The 22,204-nt window shown below is 70.0% G+C and carries 20 protein-coding genes and 1 riboswitch; of the genes, 14 read left to right on the top strand and 6 right to left on the bottom strand.

The window, feature by feature from the left end; all coding sequences use genetic code 11:
* Positions 1-140 precede the first annotated feature (140 nt).
* A riboswitch (SAM riboswitch) is annotated at positions 141-255 on the top strand.
* A 43-nt stretch (positions 256-298) separates the two neighbouring features.
* The 5 genes from KLO01_RS16975 (at position 299) to KLO01_RS16955 (ending at position 6,613) form a co-directional block, all read left to right on the top strand.
* A complete protein-coding gene (locus KLO01_RS16975) occupies positions 299-1,714 on the top strand; it encodes an aminotransferase class V-fold PLP-dependent enzyme (protein WP_147067387.1) in 1,416 nt (471 codons plus the stop codon).
* A 54-nt stretch (positions 1,715-1,768) separates the two neighbouring features.
* Complete coding sequence (locus KLO01_RS16970; RefSeq protein WP_147067385.1) at positions 1,769-2,614, top strand: DegV family protein; 846 nt, start codon at positions 1,769-1,771, stop codon at positions 2,612-2,614.
* 12 nt (positions 2,615-2,626) lie between these two features.
* Positions 2,627-3,238 (top strand): glycerol-3-phosphate acyltransferase, encoded by a 612-nt coding sequence (locus tag KLO01_RS16965; RefSeq protein ID WP_147067384.1) that lies wholly within the window; start codon positions 2,627-2,629, stop codon positions 3,236-3,238.
* Between the two features lie 91 nt (positions 3,239-3,329).
* Positions 3,330-4,241 carry a ComEA family DNA-binding protein gene (locus tag KLO01_RS16960; RefSeq protein WP_147067382.1) on the top strand — a complete coding sequence of 304 codons (912 nt, stop codon included), beginning with the start codon at positions 3,330-3,332 and terminating at the stop codon, positions 4,239-4,241.
* Positions 4,238-6,613, top strand: a complete 2,376-nt coding sequence (locus KLO01_RS16955) for a ComEC/Rec2 family competence protein (protein ID WP_246136284.1) — start codon at positions 4,238-4,240, stop codon at positions 6,611-6,613. The genes KLO01_RS16960 and KLO01_RS16955 overlap by 4 nt, the downstream gene beginning before the upstream one ends.
* A gap of 36 nt (positions 6,614-6,649) precedes the next feature.
* Here KLO01_RS16955 and KLO01_RS16950 read toward each other — a convergent pair whose 3' ends face one another.
* Positions 6,650-7,585, bottom strand: a complete 936-nt coding sequence (locus tag KLO01_RS16950; RefSeq protein ID WP_147067379.1) for a LysR family transcriptional regulator — start codon at positions 7,583-7,585, stop codon at positions 6,650-6,652.
* 362 nt (positions 7,586-7,947) lie between these two features.
* On the opposite strand from KLO01_RS16950, the gene KLO01_RS16945 reads away from it, so the two are divergent.
* Positions 7,948-8,832 carry a Sir2 family NAD-dependent protein deacetylase gene (locus tag KLO01_RS16945; protein ID WP_147067391.1) on the top strand — a complete coding sequence of 295 codons (885 nt, stop codon included), beginning with the start codon at positions 7,948-7,950 and terminating at the stop codon, positions 8,830-8,832.
* Positions 8,833-8,834: 2 nt separating this feature from the next.
* Here KLO01_RS16945 and lexA read toward each other — a convergent pair whose 3' ends face one another.
* On the bottom strand, positions 8,835-9,587 hold the full coding sequence (gene lexA, locus KLO01_RS16940; protein ID WP_147067378.1) for a transcriptional repressor LexA: 753 nt from the start codon (positions 9,585-9,587) through the stop codon (positions 8,835-8,837).
* A gap of 184 nt (positions 9,588-9,771) precedes the next feature.
* On the opposite strand from lexA, the gene KLO01_RS16935 reads away from it, so the two are divergent.
* Together KLO01_RS16935 and KLO01_RS16930 are read left to right on the top strand one after the other, a co-directional pair.
* On the top strand, positions 9,772-10,173 hold the full coding sequence (locus KLO01_RS16935; RefSeq protein WP_147067376.1) for a LysM peptidoglycan-binding domain-containing protein: 402 nt from the start codon (positions 9,772-9,774) through the stop codon (positions 10,171-10,173).
* A 274-nt stretch (positions 10,174-10,447) separates the two neighbouring features.
* A complete protein-coding gene (locus KLO01_RS16930) occupies positions 10,448-10,912 on the top strand; it encodes a VOC family protein (RefSeq protein WP_147067374.1) in 465 nt (154 codons plus the stop codon).
* A 24-nt stretch (positions 10,913-10,936) separates the two neighbouring features.
* Here KLO01_RS16930 and KLO01_RS16925 read toward each other — a convergent pair whose 3' ends face one another.
* Positions 10,937-12,058: a winged helix DNA-binding domain-containing protein gene (locus KLO01_RS16925; protein ID WP_186828102.1), complete on the bottom strand. Its 1,122-nt coding sequence runs from the start codon at positions 12,056-12,058 to the stop codon at positions 10,937-10,939.
* A 33-nt stretch (positions 12,059-12,091) separates the two neighbouring features.
* Here KLO01_RS16925 and KLO01_RS16920 point away from each other — a divergent pair, with 33 nt between their 5' ends.
* Positions 12,092-12,532 (top strand): SRPBCC family protein, encoded by a 441-nt coding sequence (locus KLO01_RS16920; RefSeq protein ID WP_147067370.1) that lies wholly within the window; start codon positions 12,092-12,094, stop codon positions 12,530-12,532.
* 13 nt (positions 12,533-12,545) lie between these two features.
* Here KLO01_RS16920 and KLO01_RS16915 read toward each other — a convergent pair whose 3' ends face one another.
* Positions 12,546-13,145, bottom strand: a complete 600-nt coding sequence (locus KLO01_RS16915) for a GNAT family N-acetyltransferase (protein ID WP_147067368.1) — start codon at positions 13,143-13,145, stop codon at positions 12,546-12,548.
* Between the two features lie 295 nt (positions 13,146-13,440).
* Between KLO01_RS16915 and KLO01_RS16910 the strand changes: the two genes are divergently transcribed.
* Both KLO01_RS16910 and abmR read left to right on the top strand, forming a co-directional pair.
* Complete coding sequence (locus KLO01_RS16910; protein WP_147067366.1) at positions 13,441-14,952, top strand: S8 family peptidase; 1,512 nt, start codon at positions 13,441-13,443, stop codon at positions 14,950-14,952.
* Between the two features lie 173 nt (positions 14,953-15,125).
* Complete coding sequence (gene abmR, locus KLO01_RS16905; protein WP_275938382.1) at positions 15,126-15,812, top strand: ATP-binding transcription factor AbmR; 687 nt, start codon at positions 15,126-15,128, stop codon at positions 15,810-15,812.
* 64 nt (positions 15,813-15,876) lie between these two features.
* On the opposite strand, the gene KLO01_RS16900 is transcribed toward abmR, so the two are convergent.
* Positions 15,877-16,251 (bottom strand): hypothetical protein, encoded by a 375-nt coding sequence (locus tag KLO01_RS16900; protein ID WP_147067365.1) that lies wholly within the window; start codon positions 16,249-16,251, stop codon positions 15,877-15,879.
* 538 nt (positions 16,252-16,789) lie between these two features.
* On the opposite strand from KLO01_RS16900, the gene nrdR reads away from it, so the two are divergent.
* The 3 genes from nrdR to KLO01_RS16885 all read left to right on the top strand — a co-directional run bounded on the left by nrdR (position 16,790) and on the right by KLO01_RS16885 (position 21,051).
* Positions 16,790-17,308, top strand: a complete 519-nt coding sequence (gene nrdR, locus KLO01_RS16895) for a transcriptional regulator NrdR (RefSeq protein ID WP_147067363.1) — start codon at positions 16,790-16,792, stop codon at positions 17,306-17,308.
* Between the two features lie 118 nt (positions 17,309-17,426).
* Positions 17,427-20,408 carry a vitamin B12-dependent ribonucleotide reductase gene (locus tag KLO01_RS16890; RefSeq protein ID WP_147067361.1) on the top strand — a complete coding sequence of 994 codons (2,982 nt, stop codon included), beginning with the start codon at positions 17,427-17,429 and terminating at the stop codon, positions 20,406-20,408.
* Positions 20,409-20,688: 280 nt separating this feature from the next.
* On the top strand, positions 20,689-21,051 hold the full coding sequence (locus KLO01_RS16885) for a hypothetical protein (RefSeq protein ID WP_147067359.1): 363 nt from the start codon (positions 20,689-20,691) through the stop codon (positions 21,049-21,051).
* Between the two features lie 299 nt (positions 21,052-21,350).
* Here KLO01_RS16885 and KLO01_RS16880 read toward each other — a convergent pair whose 3' ends face one another.
* Positions 21,351-22,181 (bottom strand): protein NO VEIN domain-containing protein, encoded by an 831-nt coding sequence (locus KLO01_RS16880; protein WP_147067357.1) that lies wholly within the window; start codon positions 22,179-22,181, stop codon positions 21,351-21,353.
* Positions 22,182-22,204: the final 23 nt, after the last annotated feature.

The raw sequence follows: 22,204 nt of genomic DNA, 5'->3' as shown, positions 1-22,204 counted from the left end.
CGTGCACTTTTGCGGCGTTGTCTGCATTGTTGGGAAACGCATTGCGATGTCCATGCCTGGCCGGCGGCTCAGCAGCTGGTTCCAGATGATGGACGAGGGGTCCCGAGGGGCGGGCACCCCACGCTAGAGTCCTGTTCCAAGGTCATGAGTACCAGCGCATAGCCCCGGCTTGCTGGTCGGCAACCCTCCTCCGCGGTGGGGTGCTCCGGGTGACGACCTGGTCGTCTGCAGCAACGCAGTCGGCAAGCGCGGACTCCCGAGCACCTCGAGGGTCCAACGACTCTCCAGGGAGCAGCACATGTCCATCGCCAGCTCGATTCCGCACACCTTCACCCGCGAACGCCGCCAGCCGTGGCTGCGGTCCGTCCCGGCACCCACCGTGCCTGCGGTCGAGCCGCAGAGCCCGCCGGCCGTCCCCGCCACGGTGCCCGCCACCGTCGCGGCGCCCCTCGTGCCGACCTGTGACGGCGGACTCGTGGAGTACGCCAACTTCGACCACGGTGCGTCCACCCCGGCATTGGTGAGCGTGGTGGCCGCGGTCGAGAAGGCGACCGCCACCTACTCGAGCGTCCACCGCGGTCAGGGGTGGGCCAGCCAGGTCTCGAGCCACTACTACGAGGCTGCCCGCGACGAGGTCGCTCGCTTCGTCGGAGCGCGTGACGGCGACGAGGTCGTCTTCACCCGCAACACCACCGACTCGTTCAACCTTCTCGCCAAGGCCCTGCCGCGGCGCACCCAGGTCATCGTCTTCGCGAGCGAGCACCACGCCACGCTGCTGCCGTGGGAGGAGCGCCGCACCACTCGGCTGCCCGTTCCGCTCACCCACCGCGACGCCGAGGCGTTGCTCCGGGACGCCCTCAAGCGCTCCACCTCGTCATCTACCCTCGTCGTGCTCAGTGGTGCCTCCAACGTCACCGGTGAGTACTGGGCGGTCGAGCGCCTTGCCGCCCTGGCCCGGGGCCGGGGCGCTCGGGTCGCGCTCGACGCCGCCCAGCTCGTCGGTCACCGCCGCGTCGACCTCGACACCCTCGGGGTCGACTACGTCGCGTTCAGCGGTCACAAGATCTATGCCCCCTACGGCACCGGCGTCCTCGTCGGTCGGGCCGACTGGCTCGACAAGGCCACGCCCTACCTCGCCGGCGGTGGCGCCACGGCCGCCGTGGGTCCGTTGTCCACGACCTGGAAGACCGGCCCCGCACGGCACGAGGGTGGCACCCCCAACGTCCTCGGCGCGATCGCCGTGGCCGCCGCCTGCGCGGCGATCCGTGAGAACCGGAGCGCCATCGAGTCGCACGAGCAGCGTCTGACCAGCCGGCTCGTCGGTGGCCTGCGTGCCATCGAGGGCGTCGAGACGTTCAGCATCTTCGGTGACGATGCCGACCGGGCCCCGGTCGTCGCCTTCACGGTCGACGGCGTCCCCTCGCCCCTCGTGTCGGCTGCGCTCTCGGCCGAGTACGGCATCGGTGTCCGCGACGGCAAGTTCTGCGCCCACCTCCTCGTCGACGCCCTGCTGTCCGACGAGGACGCCGAGGTGACCACTGCGGTGAGGGTGAGCGCGGGTCTGGCCACGACCGACGAGCACGTCGAGCGCCTCCTCGGCGCGGTGGCGAGCCTGGCCGCGAACGGGACGGGGACGGCATACGAGCAGGTGGAAGGGCGCGGCTGGGTGCCGGTCGACGACCAGCGCGAGACCCTCGTCGACCTGCCCTGGTGAGCCGCTGTCGGCACGGCGTCCACGGCGGGGCGTCCTGAGCACTAGCCTCGGGACGTGACCACCGCACTCGTCACCGACTCCACGGCATACCTGTCTCCCGAGCTCGTCGAGGCCCACGGGATCGGCGTCGTGCCGCTCCATGTCGTCGTCGGCGGCCAGGAGCGGCGCGAGGGCGTCGACGTCGGGCCCGGCGAGGTGGCCGAGGCGCTGCGGACGTTCAAGCCCGTCTCGACGAGCCGGCCGGCGCCGCAGGCCTTCCTCGACGTCTACCGCGACCTCGCCGAGAAGGGTGCCGACGCGATCGTGTCTGTCCACATCTCCGCCGACATGTCGAGCACGATCGGCTCCGCGCAGCTGGCGGCGAACTCGTCGCCGGTGCCGGTGACCGTCGTCGACAGCCGCTCGATGGGGATGGCGATGGGCTACGCCGTCCTCGCCGGTGCCGAGCTCGCGTCGCACGGCGGCTCGGCGGAGGACGTCGCGGCCCTCGTGCGCGCGCGGTGCGACGGGGCGACGGTGGTGTTCTACGTCGACACGCTCGAGCACCTCCGACGCGGCGGCCGGATCGGCAAGGCGAACGCACTGCTCGGCTCCGCCCTCGCGATCAAACCGATCCTCGGTCTGCGCGACGGCTCCATCGTGCCGCTCGAGCGGGTCCGCACGTCGTCACGGGCCATCGCGCGGCTCGAGGACCTCGCGGTCGAGGCTGCCGCCAGCGCGGGGAGTGTCGATGTCGCGGTGCACCATCTCGACTCGCTCGAGCGCGCCGACAAGCTCGCCGAGCGCCTGCGCTCGAGGATCGACGGGCTCGAGGAGCTCGTGGTCGTCGAGCTCGGGGCGGTCGTCGGGGCCCATGTCGGGCCGGGGACCCTCGCCATCGCGATCAGCCCTCGGGCCTGAACGAGCAGCGCCGTGAGCCTCGCCGTCCCGGTCCAGATCCTCGTGGCGCTCGTCGCCGCGACGTTCTGCTTCGCGATCGGCGGCATCAACCCCGCGACGATCGTCGGTCGTCGTCGTGGCATCGAGGTCTCGAGCGTCGGGTCCGGGAACCCGGGTGCGACGAACCTCGGCCGGGTCATCGGCCGCAAGTGGGGGATCGCGGTGGGCCTGCTCGACGTCCTCAAGGGCTTCCTGCCGACGTTCGTCGTCCTGCGCACGCTCGGCACCTGGGTCGCGCTGCTCGGCGGGGTGGCGTGCGTGCTCGGGCACATCTACAGTCCCTACCTCGGTGGGCGCGGGGGCAAGGGTGTCGCGACCTCGTTCGGGGCGATCCTCGCGGTCGCGCCGTGGGTGGCTCTCGTGGCGGTCGTCGTCTTCGCGGTGGCCCTGCCGTTCGTCAAGAGGCTGGGGGACGCCTCGGTGCTGGCGACGGGGTTCCTGCTCGTCGCCGGAGTCGTCCTCACCGTACGCGCCACGACCGACATCGACCGCGGCACCGGCGTGTGGCTCGTCGTCATGGCCCTGCTCGTGCTGGCCAGGCACCGGCGCAACATCGCGATCTGGGCGGGGCGCCTCACGGGCTGAGTTGTCCACAGCGCCGCGGCGCGCGTTCGGTCGTGCACAGGTGGCCGGGCTTCGGGTTGGGTGCTCGTCGTGTGGTTCCTAACGTCGACGTATGCCGTCCCGCCGCGACCCCGAGGCCCTCTCGCCGCGCGCTCTCGCGCGCGTGCGGTCGCGGGATCCCGACCCCGGTGTCGGTCAGGTCGAGGGTGCGGAGCGGGGACGCCACCGACCACTCGAGGTCACTCGTGGTCCGGTCTTCGAGCTGCCGTCGAGCCTGCGCGGTGCGAGGTGGGCGCCGAGCCGCTCGGCCGCGCTCGGCGTCCTCGTCGTCGTGGTCCTCGTCGCGCTCGTCTTCGGGGTGCGGGTGTGGTGGGCAGGGTCGGGCGGCGACACCGTCGGGGCCAGAGCACCCGACAGTGCAGTCGCTGGGGTGAGCCGGGGGACGTCGACCTTGTCCCGTGCGTCACCGACCGGCTCGCCCACTGGCCCGGCCGCCACGGCAGCCGGCTCCCCGACGGAGAGCGGTGGGGGAGCCGGCACTGGTGCGGCCGCGGCCCTGCTCGTCGTGCACGTGGTCGGACAGGTTCGCACGCCCGGGGTGTACCGCATGCCGGCGGGCTCACGCGTGGGCGATGCGGTGACCGCTGCCGGTGGCGCCACCCGATCGGCCGACCTCGCCGCGGTCAACCTCGCCCGCGTGCTCGTCGACGGCGAGCAGGTCGTCGTGCCCAGACCCGGTGAGAGCGTCGGGACACCGGTCCCCGGTGGCGGTGGGGCAGGCGGATCCACCGACAGCGGTGGGGCACAGGCGGGTGCGGGTGGTGCCGCCGGTGGCAAGGTCGCCCTCAACTCGGCCGACCTGTCCGCGCTCGACACCCTGCCCGGGGTGGGTCCCGTCCTGGCCCAGCGGATCCTCGACTGGCGGACCGAGCACGGTCGGTTCACCAGCGTCGAGGAGCTCGGTGAGGTGAGCGGCATCGGTGAGAAGCTGCTCGCCCAGCTCACGCCCAAGGTGACGTTGTGAGTGCTGAGGACGCACGGCCGGCTCCGCCGGAGTGGGAGCGCGAGACCGTGAGGTTCAGCGACCTGCGGATGCTCGCACCGGCGCTCGTCGGATGGGCGCTGCTCGCGTGGACGCTGACGTGGCCGGCTCCAGCGCGGTGTTCGCTCACCGCCGGTCTGAGCGTGGCCGCGGTCGTCCTGGTCGTCGTCCGCAGACGCTGGCCGGGGCCGCTCCTCATGGTGGGCGTGGCGCTGCTGCTCCAGGTGGCCGGCAACGGTCAGCACGCACTGCGGGCCGTGGGCGACCTCGACACCCTCACCGGCGCGGGCGCGGTGGTCAGCCTCGAGACCACCATGACCTCGGACCCGTTCACCCCAGCCGCGCGACTGGGACGGGAGCCGGTCGTCATGGCGCGGGCGACGGCATACCGGGTGGAGGGGCGTGGTCGTTCGAGCCGTGTCCACGCACCCGTCACGATCCGCGGCGATGCCGGGCTGCGGTCGGTGAGGTGGCACGACAGGGTGCGGTTCCACGGGCGGCTGGCCCGACCCGACGCGGGACGCCCCGAGCTGGCCGTGCTCCGGGTGTCCTCGCACGAGGTCATCGAGCCCGCGGGCCGGGTCGCACAGGTGGCGGAGCACCTGCGGGCCGGGTTGCGACGGGCGGTCGACCCGACACCGGCGGACGCCCGTGGGCTCCTGCCGGGGCTCGTCATCGGCGACACGAGCCGCACGCCCGCCGACCTCACCGAGGCGATGCAGGCGACCGGGATGACGCACCTCACCGCGGTGTCGGGCTCCAACATCGCCGTCGTCGGTGGGATGGTGCTCGGACTGTGCGTGCTGCTCGGGGTGCCGCGACGCCTCCGGCCCTGGGTGGTGGCGCTGGCCATCGTCGGGTTCGTCGTGCTCGCCCGTCCCGAGCCGAGCGTCGTGCGCGCCGCGGCGATGGGGCTCATCGGTCTCATCGGCGTGAGCCGTTCGCGACGCAGCGCGGGACTGCCCGTGTTGTCGGGGGCGATCGTCATCGTCCTCGTTGTCGACCCGTGGATGGCCAGGTCGTTCGGCTTCGCGTTGTCGGCGCTCGCCACACTCGGTCTCCTGCTGTTCACGAGGCCGTGGGGCGATGCGATCGCGCGGCACCTGCCGACGCGGCTGGCGTTCGTGGGACCGGCGGTCGCGATCCCGGTCGCGGCACAGGCGATGTGTGCACCGTTGATCGTCCTGCTCCAGGGGTCGGTGAGCGTCATCGGCGTCGTGGCCAACCTCGTCGCGGCCCCGCTCGTCGCCCCGGCGACGATCGCGGGCGTGGTGGCAGCCGTGGTGTCGGTGGTGGCCGACGCACCGGCGCAGCTCATCGGGTGGCTCGGCGCCGTCCCGACGCTCGGCATCGCCCGCACCGCCCGGGTCATGAGCGACGTGCCCGGCGGCACGATGCCCTGGCCCGACGGCGGGCGCGGTGCGCTGCTCCTCGCGGCAGTCACGGCCCTGGCCGTGCTCACCGGCCGGTGGCTGGCGCGGTGCGCGCTGCTCAAGCCGGTCGTCGCCGTGGCAGTCGTAGCGCTCACCGGCGCGATGGCGCTGCCCACCCGCGTGGTGACGTGGCCGCCACCCGGCTGGAGGGTGGTGTTCTGCGACGTGGGCCAGGGTGACGCCGCAGTCATCCGCACCGGCCCGGGGAGCGCCCTCGTCGTCGACGCCGGGCCCGACCCGCCTGCGATCGACGGCTGCCTGGACTCACTCGGGGTCGAGGTGGTCGATGCCGTCGTGCTCACCCACTTCCACGCCGACCACGTCGAGGGACTCCCCGGTGTGCTCGCCGGGCGGCGGGTGGGGCAGGTCCTCACCTCACCCGTCGCGGAGCCTGCCTGGCAGGTGGGCGAGGTGGTCGGATGGACGCGACCACACGGCATACCGATGTCGTCGCTCGCGGCGGGTGACCGGCTCGACTTCGGTGACGTGCACGCCGAGGTGTGGGCCCCGGTCCGACGGATCGCCGCGGGCTCGGTGCCCAACAACGCGAGCGTCGTCCTCGCTGTCCACGCGGGGGAGGCCGACGTCCTGCTGCTCGGCGACGTGGAGCGCGAGGCGGCGCACGACCTGCTCCTGCGACTCCGACGCGACCCGGCGATGGCCTCCGCCGCGGGGGAGTTCGACCTCGTCAAGACACCGCACCACGGCAGCGCCAACCTCGACGCGGGGCTCATGGCTGCCGTGCGCGCACCGGTGGCGGTGATCTCGGTCGGCAAGGACAACGACTACGGTCACCCGACGCAGGGGCACCTGACGATGCTGAGTCGCAACGGGTATGCCGTCTACCGCACCGATCAGCGTGGCCACGTGGCGCTCGTCGAGGAGAGCGGCGGCGGACTGGAGGTGGTCACCTCACGCTGAAGCAGGAGTGGTGGAAGGGTCGGCAGGGCAGTCGCGTCAGCGTGTGGCGCGGGACGGCTTGGCGCTCGTACTCTTGGCGCTCTCGACGAGCGCGTCGAGCGTGGCCTTGACGGCAGGGACGCGCTGGAGGTCGGGGGTCGTCACGGCGACGATGTGGCGACGCGAGGCCGGCGTCATCGGGAGGGCGACGACGTCTTCGTGGTGGACCGTCTTGAGGATGAGGTCGGGGATGACCGCGACACCGAGACCCTCGGCGATGAGCCCCATGACCGCGACGTAGTCCTCGGTCTCGTAGGCGATGTCGGGGACGTAGCCCGCCGTGCTCGCGAGCTGGAGGAGGTGACCGCGACAGCGCGGGCAGCCGGCGATCCACGTCTCGTCCTTGAGCGTGGCCATGTCGGCCTTCTTGGCCTTGGCGAGGGCGTGGTCGTGCGGGACGGCGAGCAGCACCTCGTCATCGAGCAGGGGAGTGGTGACGAAGGCGTCGAGGTCCTCCTCGCCGCGGCCGAGGTCGGTGCCCTCGTAGACGAACGCCACGGCGAGGTCGCACTCGCCGGCGCGCAGGGCCGCGAGCGACTCCCGGGGCTCGGCCTCGCTGAAGGTGATCGTCACGCCGGGGTGGTCGGCCTTGACCTTGGCGAGCGCCTTGGGGACGAGCGTGGCCGAGGCGCTGGGGAAGGCCATGAGCCGAACGCGCCCGGAGCGCAGCCCGGCGATCGCGGCGACCTCCTCCTCGGCGGCGTCCAGGGCCGAGAGCACGGGTCCCGCGTGGCGCGCGAGCACGGCCCCAGCCTCGGTGAGCCGGACGCTGCGACCGACCCGCTCGACGAGCGTCGTCCCGGTGCGCGTCTCGAGGCGGCGGACCATCTGCGAGATGGCCGGCTGGGAGTAGCCCAGCGAGAGCGCGGCCGCCGTGAAGCTTCCCTCATCGGCGATGGCGCGCATGACTCGGAGACCTGCTGCATCGATCACGGATGGATTCTATAACGCTCGGTTATCGAGATTCCAGTCCTCGTGACGACGTGTGATGCACCGACCGTGTATCAGCAGCGGCCGCGGCCGCTCCTCAAGGTCATGAGAACGAGCGCGAGACGGCGGACCGCCCGCCGCACCCATCACCCGGACGTCAGCTGCGACGCCCTGGGTCGGTGGAACTGGAGGTGCCAGTGCGGCGCCGGGGCCCACGCGGGCGCCACCTCCTCGGACTGGCGCTGGATGGTCACCTCCGCCCTGGTCCACCAGAACGCGTGTCCCGGCGAGTGAGCCGCCGAGGCGTTCGGGTGCGAGCGCCCGCTGTCGCAGGACCTGCCTACGATGTTCGGGTGAGTGCGGACGTGCCCCGGGCAGTGAGCGTCGCCGACGTGGCGAGCCTGCTGCACGAACGTGGTCCCGCTCTTGTCCTCACCGGCGCCGGCATGTCGACCGAGAGCGGCATCCCCGACTACCGCGGGCCCGACGGCAACCGTCGGGTCACCCCGATGTCGCACCAGAAGTTCACCGCGACGAGCGAGGCGCGCCAGCGCTACTGGGCGCGCAGCTTCATCGGCTGGCAGCGCTTCACCGCGGCCGAGCCCAACGACGGTCATCTCGCGGTCACCGACCTCCAGCGCTCCGGGGCCTTCGGCGCCGTCATCACACAGAACGTCGACGGGCTCCATCAGGACGCCGGCACCCGCGCCGTCGTCGAGCTGCACGGCTCGCTGGCCGAGGTCGTCTGCCTCATGTGCGGGGAACGCGTCGACCGCGACCTCGTGCAGGCGTTCATGCACGATGCGAACCCCGGCTTCGGAGCCCGGGCGCTCGGGTCGGCGCCCGACGGCTCGCAGGTGAGCAGCCAGATCCGGCCCGACGGCGACATCGTGCTCGAGGACGCGGCGGTGCGGACCTTCGTCGCCCCCCGCTGCCTCGTCTGCGGTGACGACACCCTCAAGCCGGACGTCGTCTTCTTCGGCGGGTCGGTCCCGCGCGACCGCGTGGACCGGTGCTTCGCCCTCACCGACGCCGCACCGGTGCTCGTCGTGCTCGGGTCCTCGCTCAAGGTGATGAGCGGCTACCGGTTCGTGCGACGGGCGGCCGCACGCGGCATACCGGTCGTCGTCATCACGAGGGGCCCCACACGCGGCGACGCCGAGACGACGCATCGGATCGATGCGCCGCTCGGCGTGACGTTGTCGTCGCTGGCCCGCGCCGTGGGGGAGCGGACCGACCGAGCGGGCTGAGGTCAGACGCGGCGCAGGACCGCGGTGACCTTGCCCAGGATCGTCGCGTGGTCGCCGTCGATCGGGTCGAAGGCCGGGTTGTGCGGCATGAGCCACACCTTGCCGTCCTTGCGCTTGAACGTCTTGACCGTCGCCTCGTTGTCGAGCATCGCGGCGACGATGTCGCCGTTGTCGGCGGTGGGCTGCTGGCGCACGACGACCCAGTCGCCGTCGCAGATGGCGGCGTCGATCATCGACTCACCGACGACCTTGAGCAGGAAGAGCGAGCCCTCTCCGACGATCTGCTTGGGCAGCGGGAAGACCTCGTCGACCGTCTCCTCGGCGAGGATCGGGACGCCGGCCGCGATCTGGCCCAGGACGGGGACGTAGCTCGCCTCGGGACGGACGTCGCCGGAACCGGTGGGGTCGAGGTCGGCGTCCACGTCGTCCGGAGCCGCTCCGCCGCGGTAGCCGCGGATGTCGCTCGGGGTGTCGGGGGAGACCACCTCGAGGGCGCGGGGACGGTTGGGGTCGCGACGCAGGTAGCCCTTCTTCTCGAGGGCGTTGAGCTGGTGTGACACCGAGCTCGGCGAGGTGAGCCCGACGGCCTGGCCGATCTCACGCATGCTCGGCGGGTAGCCGCGGCGGTCGACGGAGTTGCGGATGACGTCGAGGACCTTGCGCTGGCGGACCGTGAGGGTGCCGTCGCCGGGGTCACGGTCGGGCAGCTCGTGGACGGCGGCGTCGTCGGCGTCCTGGCGGCGCTTGTCGCTCATGGTTCGTCTCCTCGCAGGGGCGTTGTCAGAGGTGCCTGATTGGCTTCCTGACATGAGCACAGAGTACGGAGTTCGAGCAGGTGTTTCAAACATCTGTTCGAGGCGTGTCTTGAAGTCGTCGAACATCCGTGCTAGAAATCGTACAGACGTTCTATCGAACGTCCTTTCGACCCAGGAGGACCTCATGAGTGCAGCTGTCGCCTATGACACCGCAGCCGGGTATGCCGTCCCGCTCCCGACGCGTCGTCCCGAGCGTCCGCGGCTCGTCCTCGTCCCCACGGGGGAGTCGGTCCGAGAGGCCGCCGCACCCGCGCTGCGCCTAACCCGCGCCGGGCGTCTGGCGATCACGACGACCGTCTTGCTCATCGCGCTCGTGGCCGCGTTCGTCGGGCTGACCGGGGGAGCGTCGGCCACCGGTGCTCCGACCACCGTCACGGTCGAGCAGGGGCAGACGTTGTCCCAGATCGCCGCCGAGCACCTCGGTGGCATGTCGGTCGCGTCCGCGGTCGCCGAGCTCCAGCTCGCCAACGGCCTGAGCAGCGCCCAGGTCCGCGCCGGCCAGACGATCGTCATCCCGCAGGGCTGACGACCACACACTCCGAGCCGCTTCGACCCCGGCTCGGGCCTGAGTCCCCAGCGAGCTTCGACCCCTCGCCGGCTCAGCACGGAGGGCGCCCCGCCACAGTTGTGCGGGGCGCCCTTTGCCGTGCCCTGGGCCGAAGTCGGCGGCTCGCCGGCGAGCCCACCGGGGTGCCCGCCCACCCGACGTCGTGCCCGGCAGAGCCGTCCGCTCGCAGGGGACGGGCGTCTCGGTGTCCCGCAGGGGCAATAAGTCGGTGCTGGTGGGGGTTGATGGGGGCATGAGCGACGACGACACGCGCGTGCAGAGGGTCCGACAGCTCCGGGTGGTGGTCGAGGCCCCGGACTACGACGAGGCCGTCCGGTTCTATCGCGACGTGCTGGGGATGGACGAGATCGCGGCGTTCTCCGAGGGTGCGGAGGACCGCGTGGCGATCCTCGAGGCCGGGCGCGCGACGTTCGAGATCGCCAGCCCGGCGCACCGAGAGGCGATCGACCGGGTCGAGGCGGACGGCATACGCAGCCCGAAGATCCGGATCGCGTTCGAGGTCGACGACGCGCAGACCTCCACCCGCGACGCGGAGGAGGCGGGGGCGACCGTCGTCGCCGAGCCGGTGCTCACCCCGTGGCAGTCGCTCAACTCCCGGCTCGAGGCGCCGGCGGGGCTGACGGTCACGCTCTTCGAGGAGACCGAGGACTCGCACGAACGCGCCCAGCGCGACGGCTTCGGCACCAACGACTCCTGAGCCCAGTCGGCCGGCTCGGCCGCCTCAGGCCCAGGTGAGGTCGAGCGGGAGCCCGTGGAAGTCGGCGAGGACCTCGGCCGCCTCGCCGACCCCGGCGCGCTCTGCCGACGTGAGGTCGGCGTCGGGGCGCACCGTCACGAGGGTCCGCCGGGCATCGACCTTGCGCTTGAAGGTCCCGACGTCGTGCCCGCCGACGACGACGATGCCGCCACCTGCCTCGGACACGAGCCGAGTGCGGTCCGCGTCGCGGTTGCGACGGGGAAAACCCGTCACCGGGTAGGTCAGGGCCGCCTCGTCGAAGGTCGACAGCAGGTATGCCGGGTGATCGCGCGTCGTGCGCGCCGTGAGCGACGGGTCGAACCACAGGGTCTCGTCGCCGCACTGGACCGCCTCGAGCGGGTGGCTGTGTCGCAGCTCGGGTGAGCCGGTGAGCTCCGCGGTGGCGCGACGGATCTCGGTGAGGGTGAGGCCGCTCCACCGCTGGAGGTCACGCTCGGACGCCGGGCCGTGCCCGGCGTAGAAGCGGTGGGTCAGCTCGACGAGCGCCTGCTCCCGCGACCACGCGTCGGAGGGTGCCGGCGGGATCGTCTCGTCGACGAGCACGTAGGTGTGCTCGCTTCCTCGGGGTGGACCCGAGCAGATGACCGCGCGGACCTCGGCGGTCATGAGCTGGTGCGCCATGGGTTCGCCGGGGCCGGGCAGACCGGCCGCGGCGAACTGCGGACCGAGCTCCTTGCGGGTCATCGCCCGGCCGCCGGAGAGCAGCCGGCGCAGGAGCTCGGTGCCGCGCTCCTTGACCTCTGGGGTGATGCCGAGCTGGGCGTGGCGCGCCGGCATGCCGCCCTCGACCTTGGGCCCGGTGAGTGCCTGGATCCAACGCAGGTCCTCGGGTGCCACGTGGTGCCACGTAGGCCGCAGGACGTGGGTGCGCACCCAGCCGCCGGCCGACTGCTCTGCCAGCACGTCGGCATACTCCGTCGTGCGTGAGCGCATCGCGAGCGAGTGTGCCGCGAGGGGTGCGTCCTGGCTCTGGACGCAGGTGAGCAGGCGGACGACGTCGGCGGCGCGGGGGAGTGGCGCCGAGGAGAGGCGTTGGACCGCCAGGCGTCTGCGGACCACCCAGTCACGCGAGACGGTGCGGGTCATGACGCCATCCTGTCGCAGCGGGACACTGGGGTCATGGAGCAGAGCACCGAGGTGGAGATCCATGCGTCGCCCGAGCGTGTCTGGGAGGTGCTCAGCGACGTGGAGCGCTGGCCCGAGTGGACCGAGACCGTGACGACGGTGACGCGGCTCGACGCCGAGAGCCTCGGGCTGGGGTCGAGGGTGAGGGTCGAGCAGCCACGCCTGCCGCCGACGGAGTACGTCGTCACCGAGCTCGACCCGGGCGCCGGGTTCACCTGGGTCGCGACCGGTCCGGGTGTGAGGACGACCGCGCGGCACCGGATCGTGGCCGGCACGGGTGCGGGTGCGGGCGGCAGCGTGCGGGTCCGGCTCACGGTCCGGCAGGCAGGACCGCTCGGCACGGTGATGGGCCGGCTGTTCTTCAAGCGGCTGACCGAGCGCTACCTGGCCACCGAGGCTGCCGGCCTCAAGGCGCGGTGCGAGGCCACGCGCTGAGCTCTGTCACGCCTCATGACGTGAGAGTGCGGCGCATCGTCAGCCGCGGCATCTTGCTCGCGGTCGCGTCCGTGGTGCCCACGACCTCGAACCCGGCGCGTTCGAACATCGCCCTCGTCCCGACGAACGCCATGGTGAGGTCCATCCGGCCGTCCGGATCGACGGGGTGCGACTCGACCGCGGGCGCCCCGTGGGCGGCGGCGTAGGCGACGGCGCCGTCGATGAGGTGCTGGCTCACGCCCTGTCGGCGGTGGCCGCTGCGGACGGCGACGCAGACGATGCTCCAGACGGGGAGGTCGTCGGTGGGGAGCATGAGGGTCGAGCGGTGCAGCCGCGTGATCTCGGCTCGGGGGCCGATGTTGCACCAGCCGACCGGCTCGCCGTCGCGGTAGGTCACGACGCCCGGTGGGTGCGCGCGCTCGCACAGTGCGCGCATCGCCCGCTCGCGCTGGTCGTCACCGTCGCCGCCGAGCTCGGTGATCTCGGCCGCGGTGAGTCGGTGCGACAGGCACCAGCAGTGGGTGGCTCGCCGGTTCCTGTTGATGACGTCGGCGAAGTCCTCGAACCGGTCGGGCGTCACCGGGTGCGTCTGCCACTGCGGCTCGGTGGTCATGGGGCGATTGTGCCGACCTCCGGCCGGCCCCGCACCTGGGGCCGACCTCCGACCGGCGCCGCACCTGGGCGCGGCACGCATCGTGCCATGGACGTCGCACCGGGGGATATGTCTGTTCCTGACAGGCTTTCGCTTGCTCGCGGACCAAAGTGTGTCGAAGGTGGGCCATGGGCGCCACGCGACGCCGGGGGGCTCTGGTGTTTGTCAGACCTCCTAGTCAGGATGGGGCACGCCACCCTCTGCAGGGGTGGCCCGTCCGTGTCACGGGCGGATCCCCCTTGATTACGGAGTGAGAATGACTCGTACCAGTCAGCGTCGGCGGACGACCTTCGCCGTCGCAGCGACGGCGGCAGCAGCCGTCGCCCTGCTCGGCGGTGTCCCCACCGTGGCGTCCGCATCCACGTCCGAGGCATCGACCCCCGTGCCGATCGCGGCGCCGGACGGGACGACGATGAGCTACATCCTCAACGCCAAGGTCGCGAACCCCGGCCAGACCCGTCTCGTCGAGAAGGCCGTCGCCAAGGCCGGCGGCGTCGTCGTCCAGAGCTGGCCGCAGATCGGTGTCGTCGTCGCCCACTCGCAGCGCTCGGCCTTCCGCGCCGACGTGCGGGCCGCCGGTGGCAACGCGCTCGAATCGGTCGGCGCGACGCGCACCGCCGAGGTCCTCGAGGGGACGCCGGCCGACGCGCAGGCCCCCTGGGGTCCTGGTGCGAGTGGCTACAAGAAGGGCGCCAACAAGCCCACCAACGGTGACATCGAGGCTCCCACCAGCCCGGCCGACACGACCGACGCCCGTGAGGGCGAGCAGTGGGACATGAAGATGATCAAGGCCGACCAGGCCCACAAGATCACCGACGGCTCGCGCAACGTCCTCGTCGGCGTCCTCGACAGCGGCATCGACCCGGACCACCCGGACCTCCAGCCCAACATCGACGTCGCCACCTCGGTCAACTGCACCGACGCCGGGCGTCCGGATACGTCGGCCACCGGCTGGTACCCCACGACGAGCGACCACGGCACCCACGTCGCCGGCACGATCGCCGCGCCGCGCAACGGTGTCGGCATCGTCGGTGTCGCCCCGAACGTGCGTATGGCCGCGGTCAAGGTCGTGAGCGACGAGGGCTTCATCTACCCCGAGTACGCCGTCTGCGGCTTCGTCTGGGCCGGTGAGAAGCACATGGACGTCACGAACAACAGCTACTACGTCGACCCGTTCGAGTTCTGGTGCGCCGACCAGCCCGACCAGGCAGCCGCCAAGGAGGCCGTGAGCCGCGCCGTCGCATGGTCGACCAAGCAGGGCGTCGTCCACGCAGCCGCGGCGGGCAACTCCGCCTACGACCTGTCCGACAAGACCAAGATCACCGACGCGGGCAGCCCGAACGACGCCCCCAAGCCGGTCGTGCGCAAGCTCAACGACACGTGCCAGGACATCCCGGCCGAGCTCCCCGGTGTCGTCACGGTCTCGTCCGCGACCCGTACGGGCGCACTGTCCTCCTTCTCGAACCGCGGACTGGGCGTCATCGACGTCTCGGCCCCCGGCAGCTCGATCCTCTCGACGATCGTGCGCAACAACGGCTACGGCACCAAGAGCGGCACCTCGATGGCCTCCCCGCACGTCGCGGGTGTCCTCGCGCTCATGAAGTCCGCCCACCCGGAGCTCACGCCCGAGCAGATGGTCGCCAAGCTGCGTGCCGACGCGACCGACACGGCGTGCAGCGTCGCGAGCGGTCCGGCCTGTGTCGGGACGCCCGAGGACAACAGCTACTTCGGTGAGGGCATGGTCGACGCCCTCAAGGCCGTGAGCTGACGCACCGGCCACGTCGACGAACGTCGACCTGACCCCGACTGCCGGGGGTGAGCACCTCGCTCACCCCCGGCAGTCTGCGTTGTGGCGCGGGAACACTTCCGCATCGTCTGTAGTTGTGTAATGGTGTAAGCACTGCAACACGCAGCGCAGCAGGATCAGGAAGGAGACCCCTCATGAGGTCCCACCACACACCCTTTGACACCGACGACACGCCCCGTCCCACCGACCGTGGCCAGCGCCACGGCATGCCCGGCCGCGGGCCGGGTCGCGGACGTGGTCCCGGCGGCGGGCGCGGGCCCGGCGGCGGACGCGGGCCCGGCGGCGGACGCGGGATGGGCCGCCCCGGCGGCTGGCAGCAGGCCGACGTCCCGAACGCCGACGACGCCCAAGACTGGTTCGCCGGTCGTCTCCCGGACGAGTGGTTCACCGACGTCGACGTCCACGTCGACCGCGACGAGATCACCGTCATCGGCACGCTCCCCGACGAACTCGGCGACGCCGAGAACAGTGCCACCAACGAGGGCCGGATCAGCCGGTGGCGCAGCGACACCAAGGAGCAGCGCATCTCCATCGCCCAGGAGGCTGAGTCGCGCTACGAGCGCAAGGTCTCGTGGGGTGTCCGTCTCGGCGGCACCCAGGCCCTCTTCACCCACCTCGCCGCTCCGGTCATGACACGGCTGCGCCAGCCCGAGCGCCAGGTGCTCGACACCCTCGTCGACGCCGGCGTCGCCCGCTCCCGCAGCGACGCCCTCGCGTGGTCGGTCCGGCTCGTCGGCCAGCACGCCGACGAGTGGCTCGGCCAGCTCCGCGAGGCGATGAGCGAGGTCGACAAGCTCCGCTCCCAGGGTCCGACCCTCTGAGCCGAACCCACGACGAGGTATGCCGGCCGCCCACCGTGGGCGGCCGGCATACCTGCTGGATGAGTCAGTCCGCCATGTCGTCAAATGGGATATCGAACACGGTGGAAACGACACCGCGAACGACACCCAAGGCAGTATTACGCCGTGCGGCCCACACTGATCTTCTAATGATTGTGGCGCGTTCCCTGTCCCCGAATGTGGCCCACAGTTGCAGGCTCCTATCGAAGTGGTTGTCGTCAGCTACGCGGTCTGAGTATTTCTTGGGGATGCGTGCGAGGGTTCGTTGGCGCGCGCCCAACGTCGTGGCCAAAGCAATAAGAAAGAGCGCGATGGCCCATTCGAAGGCCCATGAGTCCAGAATCCATGCGCCAGTCAGGGCGATAGGTACGGATGCAGCGATTGATTGGCCCCAGAAGCGAATCAACTCGCTCCGGTACATCGAACGATGCTCCGCCAGGGCCAGTCGTCTGCGCTCCGCGCCTACAGAAGTGCGCTCTCCCGTAGGCGTGAAGCAGGACTCTGACAATCTTGTGAACTCAGCGTCGAACGGGTGGCCGTGTATAGGTGGCACGTCACTAGGTAAGCAGATTGCGGCGTTTCAGGGGTCGCATCGTGAAGAACCTGGACCTCGCAGGGGGTCCAATGCCCCAACGCCTCCCTAACACTGCGTCACTAGGCCACGTCTTGGGGCTGATTGGGGCACTTGGGGTCTGTCTTGCCGCCGCGCAGCCGGCGCGACACGCCGGTGCGGAACCGCTCGCGCCGCACGGCTGCGGCGCGACACGCAGAAGTGACGCGGAGGGGCTTGCGGCGCGGGTCACACGGGCGCATACTTGGCACTACATCTAGTGGTTACACCGATGTAGTTCATCCACATATGGTTCACAGGGGCGGGGCGGTTCTCCACACGTTGTCCCCAACGAGTCCCCAGAGTTGTCCCCAAGCACCGTTGCCACACGCGTAGAGGAGTCCGGTCCATGCACTGCCCATTCTGCCGTCACACCGACTCCCGCGTGATGGACTCGCGTGCCACCGACGACGGGTCGAGCATCCGTCGCCGCCGTCAGTGCCCCGAGTGCGGCAAGCGCTTCACGACCCTCGAGTCGGCAGCCCTGTCCGTCGTCAAGCGTTCGGGGGCCGCGGAGCCGTTCAGCCGCTCCAAGGTCCTCGACGGTGTCCGCAAGGCCTGCCAGGGCCGACCGGTCACCGAGGACCAGCTGGCCCTGCTCGCCCACCAGGTCGAGGAGAGCATCCGCAGCGCGGGTCAGGCCGAGATCGACGCCCACGAGGTCGGCCTCGCCGTCCTCGAGCCGCTGCGCAGCCTCGACGAGGTCGCCTACCTGCGGTTCGCGAGCGTCTACCAGGCCTTCGACAGCCTCGAGGACTTCGAGCAGGCCATCACCCTGCTCCGCGTCGAACGTGACGCGACGGGGGAGGAGCCGGATCGGCGTATGCCGTCGGGCTCAGAGGGTGCCTCGGTCGCCCCGCCGGACTGACCGGCACACCGAAGAAACGAAGCACGAAAGCAGGACCGCGCCACTGTCAGTGGTCGCGGATAGACATGTAGCAGGTCACACGAACGTCCGGCGGCGCCGGGCAGAAGAGGGAGCAGTCATGACCGAGACCGCCGGTGCACGTGCAGGTGCCCGCAAGTCCGCCAAGGACAAGGGAATCGCCATCGAGCGCATCTACACCACCCCGGGCGTCCACCCCTATGACGAGGTGACCTGGGAGAAGCGCGACGTCGTCCAGCAGAACTGGAAGACCGGCGCGACGATCTTCGAGCAGCGCGGTGTCGAGTTCCCCGACTTCTGGAGCGTCAACGCCTCCACGATCGTCACGACCAAGTACTTCCGCGGCGCCGTCGGCACCCCCGAGCGCGAGCAGGGTCTCAAGCAGCTCATCGACCGCGTCGTCCTCACCTACGTCAAGGCGGGCAAGGAGCACGGCTACTTCTCGACCTCCGAGGACGCCGAGATCTTCGAGCACGAGCTGACCTACGCCCTGCTGCACCAGGTGTTCAGCTTCAACTCGCCGGTCTGGTTCAACGTCGGCACCAAGAGCCCGCAGCAGGTCTCGGCCTGCTTCATCCTCTCGGTCGACGACTCGATGGACTCCATCCTCAACTGGTACAAGGAGGAGGGCTTCATCTTCAAGGGCGGCTCGGGCGCGGGTCTCAACCTGTCGCGCATCCGTTCGTCCAAGGAGCTCCTGTCCTCCGGTGGCACGGCCTCGGGCCCGGTGTCGTTCATGCGTGGCGCCGACGCGTCCGCGGGCACGATCAAGTCCGGTGGCGCCACCCGTCGTGCGGCCAAGATGGTCGTCCTCGACGTCGACCACCCCGACATCGAGGAGTTCGTCGAGACCAAGGCGCGCGAGGAGGACAAGATCCGCGCTCTGCGTGACGCCGGCTTCGACATGGACCTCGGTGGCAAGGACATCGTCTCGGTCCAGTACCAGAACGCCAACAACTCCGTCCGCGTCAACGACGAGTTCATGCGTGCGGTCGAGGACGGCACCGAGTTCGGCCTCCGCTCGCGCAAGGACGGCTCGGTCATCGAGACCGTCGACGCCCGCGAGCTCATGGGCAAGATCGCCAAGGCCGCGTGGGAGTGCGCCGACCCGGGCATCCAGTACGACGACACGATCAACGACTGGCACACCAACCCCGAGACCGGCCGCATCACCGCGTCCAACCCCTGCTCCGAGTACATGTCGCTCGACAACTCCTCGTGCAACCTGGCCTCGCTCAACCTGCTCAAGTTCCTCAAGGACGACGACACGTTCGACGTCGCGAAGTTCCAGCAGGTCGCCGAGCTCGTCATCACGGCGATGGACATCTCGATCTGCTTCGCGGACTTCCCGACCGAGCCCATCGGCGAGACGACCCGCAACTACCGCCAGCTCGGCATCGGCTACGCCAACCTCGGCGCGCTGCTCATGGCGACGGGCCACGGCTACGACTCCGACGGTGGCCGCGCGCTCGCCGCGTCGATCACGTCGCTGCTCACCGGTGCCGCCTACAAGCGTTCCGCCGAGCTCGCCGGTGTCGTCGGTGCGTATGCCGGCTACGCCCGCAACGCGGACGCGCACAAGCGGGTCATGCGCAAGCACGCCGCCGCCAACGACGCGGTCCGCACGCTGCACACGATGGACAAGGACATCCACCGCGCCGCGACGAAGGCGTGGGACGCCGTCGTCAAGCTCGGTGAGAAGAACGGCTACCGCAACGCCCAGGCCTCGGTGCTCGCCCCGACCGGGACCATCGGCTTCATGATGGACTGCGACACCACGGGCATCGAGCCGGACTTCTCGCTGGTGAAGTTCAAGAAGCTCGTGGGTGGCGGCTCGATGCAGATCGTCAACCTCACCATCCCGCGTGCCCTGCGCAAGCTCGGCTACACCGAGGAGACGGTCGAGGCGATCGTCGAGTACATCGCCGACAAGGGTCACGTCATCGACGCGCCCGGTCTCAAGACCGAGCACTACGAGATCTTCGACACCGCCATGGGTGCGCGCTCCATCTCCCCGATGGGTCACGTGCGGATGATGGCTGCGACCCAGCCGTTCCTCTCCGGTGCCATCTCCAAGACGGTCAACCTGCCGGAGACGGCGTCGGTCGAGGAGATCGAGGACGTCTACGTCCAGGGCTGGAAGATGGGCCTCAAGGCACTCGCGGTCTACCGCGACAACTGCAAGGTCGGCCAGCCGCTGTCCGATGGTGGCTCGACCGCCAAGGACGCTGCGGCGGACAAGGCTGCCGGTGTCGCTGCCGACGCGGCCGCTGCCGGTGAGGCCAAGGTCGTCGAGAAGGTCGTCTACCGCCCGACGCGTGAGCGCCTGCCCAAGCGTCGCTCCTCGCAGACGACGTCGTTCGCGATCGGTGGCGCCGAGGGCTACCTCACCGCCGGCACCTACGCCGACGGTCGCCTCGGTGAGGTTTTCCTCAAGTTCGGCAAGCAGGGCTCGACCCTGGCCGGAGTCATGGATGCCTTCTCCATCGCCGTCTCCGTCGGCCTCCAGTACGGCGTGCCGCTCGAGACCTTCGTCGAGAAGTACTCGAACATGCGCTTCGAGCCGGCCGGCATGACCGACGACCAGGACATCCGGATGGGCCAGTCGCTCGTCGACTACGTCTTCCGTCGTCTGGCGCTCGACCACCTCGACTTCGAGACCCGGTCGTTCATGGGCATCCACACCGCCGAGGAGCGTCAGCGCCAGCTCGAGACGGGCTCGTACGCCCCCTCGACGGTCGACGACGAGGACGCCGAGGCGCTCGAGGACGAGATCGAGTCGTTCTCTCAGGGCGTCGGTGCAGCATCGCCGAAGAAGACGGCGGCGGCTGCTCCGAAGACCGCGGGGGAGTCCCCGGCGGTTGCCGATGGCGAGGACCACGCGTCGGAGGTGAAGTCCGGCGCCGGTGCGGCCTCGGCTCGCGAGATCTCGGGCGACGTCCACTCGTCGGCCGAGCTGCTCGAGAAGTTCCAGGGTGTGTCCGCTGACGCGCCGATGTGCATGACCTGCGGCACGAAGATGCGCCCGGCGGGGTCCTGCTACGTCTGCGAAGGCTGCGGCAGCACCAGCGGCTGCAGCTGACCTAAGCAGTAGTCACGACGAGCGGCCCCGAGGACTTCCTCGGGGCCGCTCCTCATGTGATCCGTCCGATCGGTCCGGGGCATCCACCACGGTGGCGGCCGGCCTGGGGAGGGCAAGCGTGAGGTACTTGCGGCAGGCGGAGACCTAAAGTGGGGGCGTGCGTCCCTCTGCTGAACGTGCGTTGGACCTCATGTCCACACCCTGGATCCCCGACTCAGTTACTCAAGGCGAGACGGGCCGCATGGAACGAGCACGGTATCCGCTGACGTATGCGTGATTCATGGCGCTCGTGGCCTTCGGCGACAGCTCTGGCGATCAGGGGGACGTCGATGTGTCTGAAGAGGTCGTAATCCCGCGACCACCGTCAGAGGTCATCATCCTGGCGGGGCGACGCCGCGGTGAGGAGTCGCTCGACATGCTCATCAGCCTGTTTACGCGCGTCCGCGGGGCCCACCGTGAGCAGACCCGGGAACTTGCGCCAGGCCCGTCGCTGGAGGACTTGGACAAGAACTACAAGGGCAATGCGGCCCATCTTGTAGCCCACATCGTGGGGTCTGGAGTGGAGACCTTGGTGGAGCAGAGCCAGGACGCGGACAGAGTCCTCGATTCGGTCGCACAGCTTCTGGAGCAGCTCTCGGGTTAGGGCCTTCGTCGTCGGTCGGTCTTCAGAGACGCGGGGTTCACGGCGAACTCGGTCTGACCGTCCGTATAGCTTCTGGCCTGGGAAGTCTTATGCGGACTTCCTGGCCGTCAGCCGTGAACGGCGCGACGGCCGAGGACGAGATGGTTTCGTCGACGGAGGCAGGGGCAACGCCTTCCTCCCGTCGTCCCAGTCATCGCCAGCTTCGTCGGTGGACTTCGGGACGCCAGTCCCAGGAATCGGAGTCGTGGTGATTAAGCGGCATTGAAACGCCAGACCCGGAGGGTGGCGCACTCCGGACCCTAGGCAGGCAATGCCTCGTATACCGCTGGGCGCAGCGTGCAACTCTGCGTGATGCTGCCCGGGAGCTCGTAGAGACCACGTATTGGCTGATCGAAATCGAAGACTCGATACAGGTGGAACCGTGCGCTCTCCTCTTGGCTGAACTGCACCTCGTTGCGAGAGATGAGCATGGGCCACTGTGGACCTCGGCGCGTGGTCTTGACTTCGACGAACTTCTCTTCACCCGACAGATCGAACGACCGTATGTCGTAACCGAGGCCGTCTCCCTCGTCCTGGCTTGCATGCCTCACTTGCCTGGCCAGGCTGTCGAGACCCGCCTGCTGCAGTCGAGTCCGCTCGAGTTCGACAACAGCCCGTTCACCGGCCAGCCCAAGGGACCGGTTCGCAGCATCGACTTGCACGAAGTCAACCTTGGTCGCACGCCGCAGGAAGTCGCGGTGAGGGCTGAACTCCACGCTGGGAGCGTCGGTCAGGTTCCAGGCGAAGTCGGGATGGGGTGTGGGCTCGCGGGTGAAGTCATCCAGCGCCGCTGTCCTGAGATCGGTCCGGGCTTGCACCTGTGCCACGACCGAGTCACGGAGGGATTCTTGAAAGTTGGATGCCGCCTTGTAGCCCCGGACGTACGGATGGCTGAGTTCGATGAGCACAGCCGAGACATTTTGGAACTTGTATTCGACGGAGCCGCGCGATCGGCCGATCTTCTGCCGGACGTCCTCGTTGACTTTGCTCTTAACGAAGGGCTCGCCGCGCAGTTCGCGGTCGAGCATGTCGAGATACGCGGAAACAATGACCTCGTTCTCAAAAGGACTCCACGATTCGCCCGCCGCCACGTGGTCACCATAGGCGTCCTAGG

Origin of the sequence: Knoellia locipacati (assembly GCF_007992835.1) — a bacterium.
GTDB classification, from domain to species: Bacteria; Actinomycetota; Actinomycetes; order Actinomycetales; family Dermatophilaceae; genus Knoellia; species Knoellia locipacati.
The sequence above is the reverse complement of the archived record's forward strand: the minus strand, read 5'-3'. Positions and strand labels throughout refer to the sequence as shown.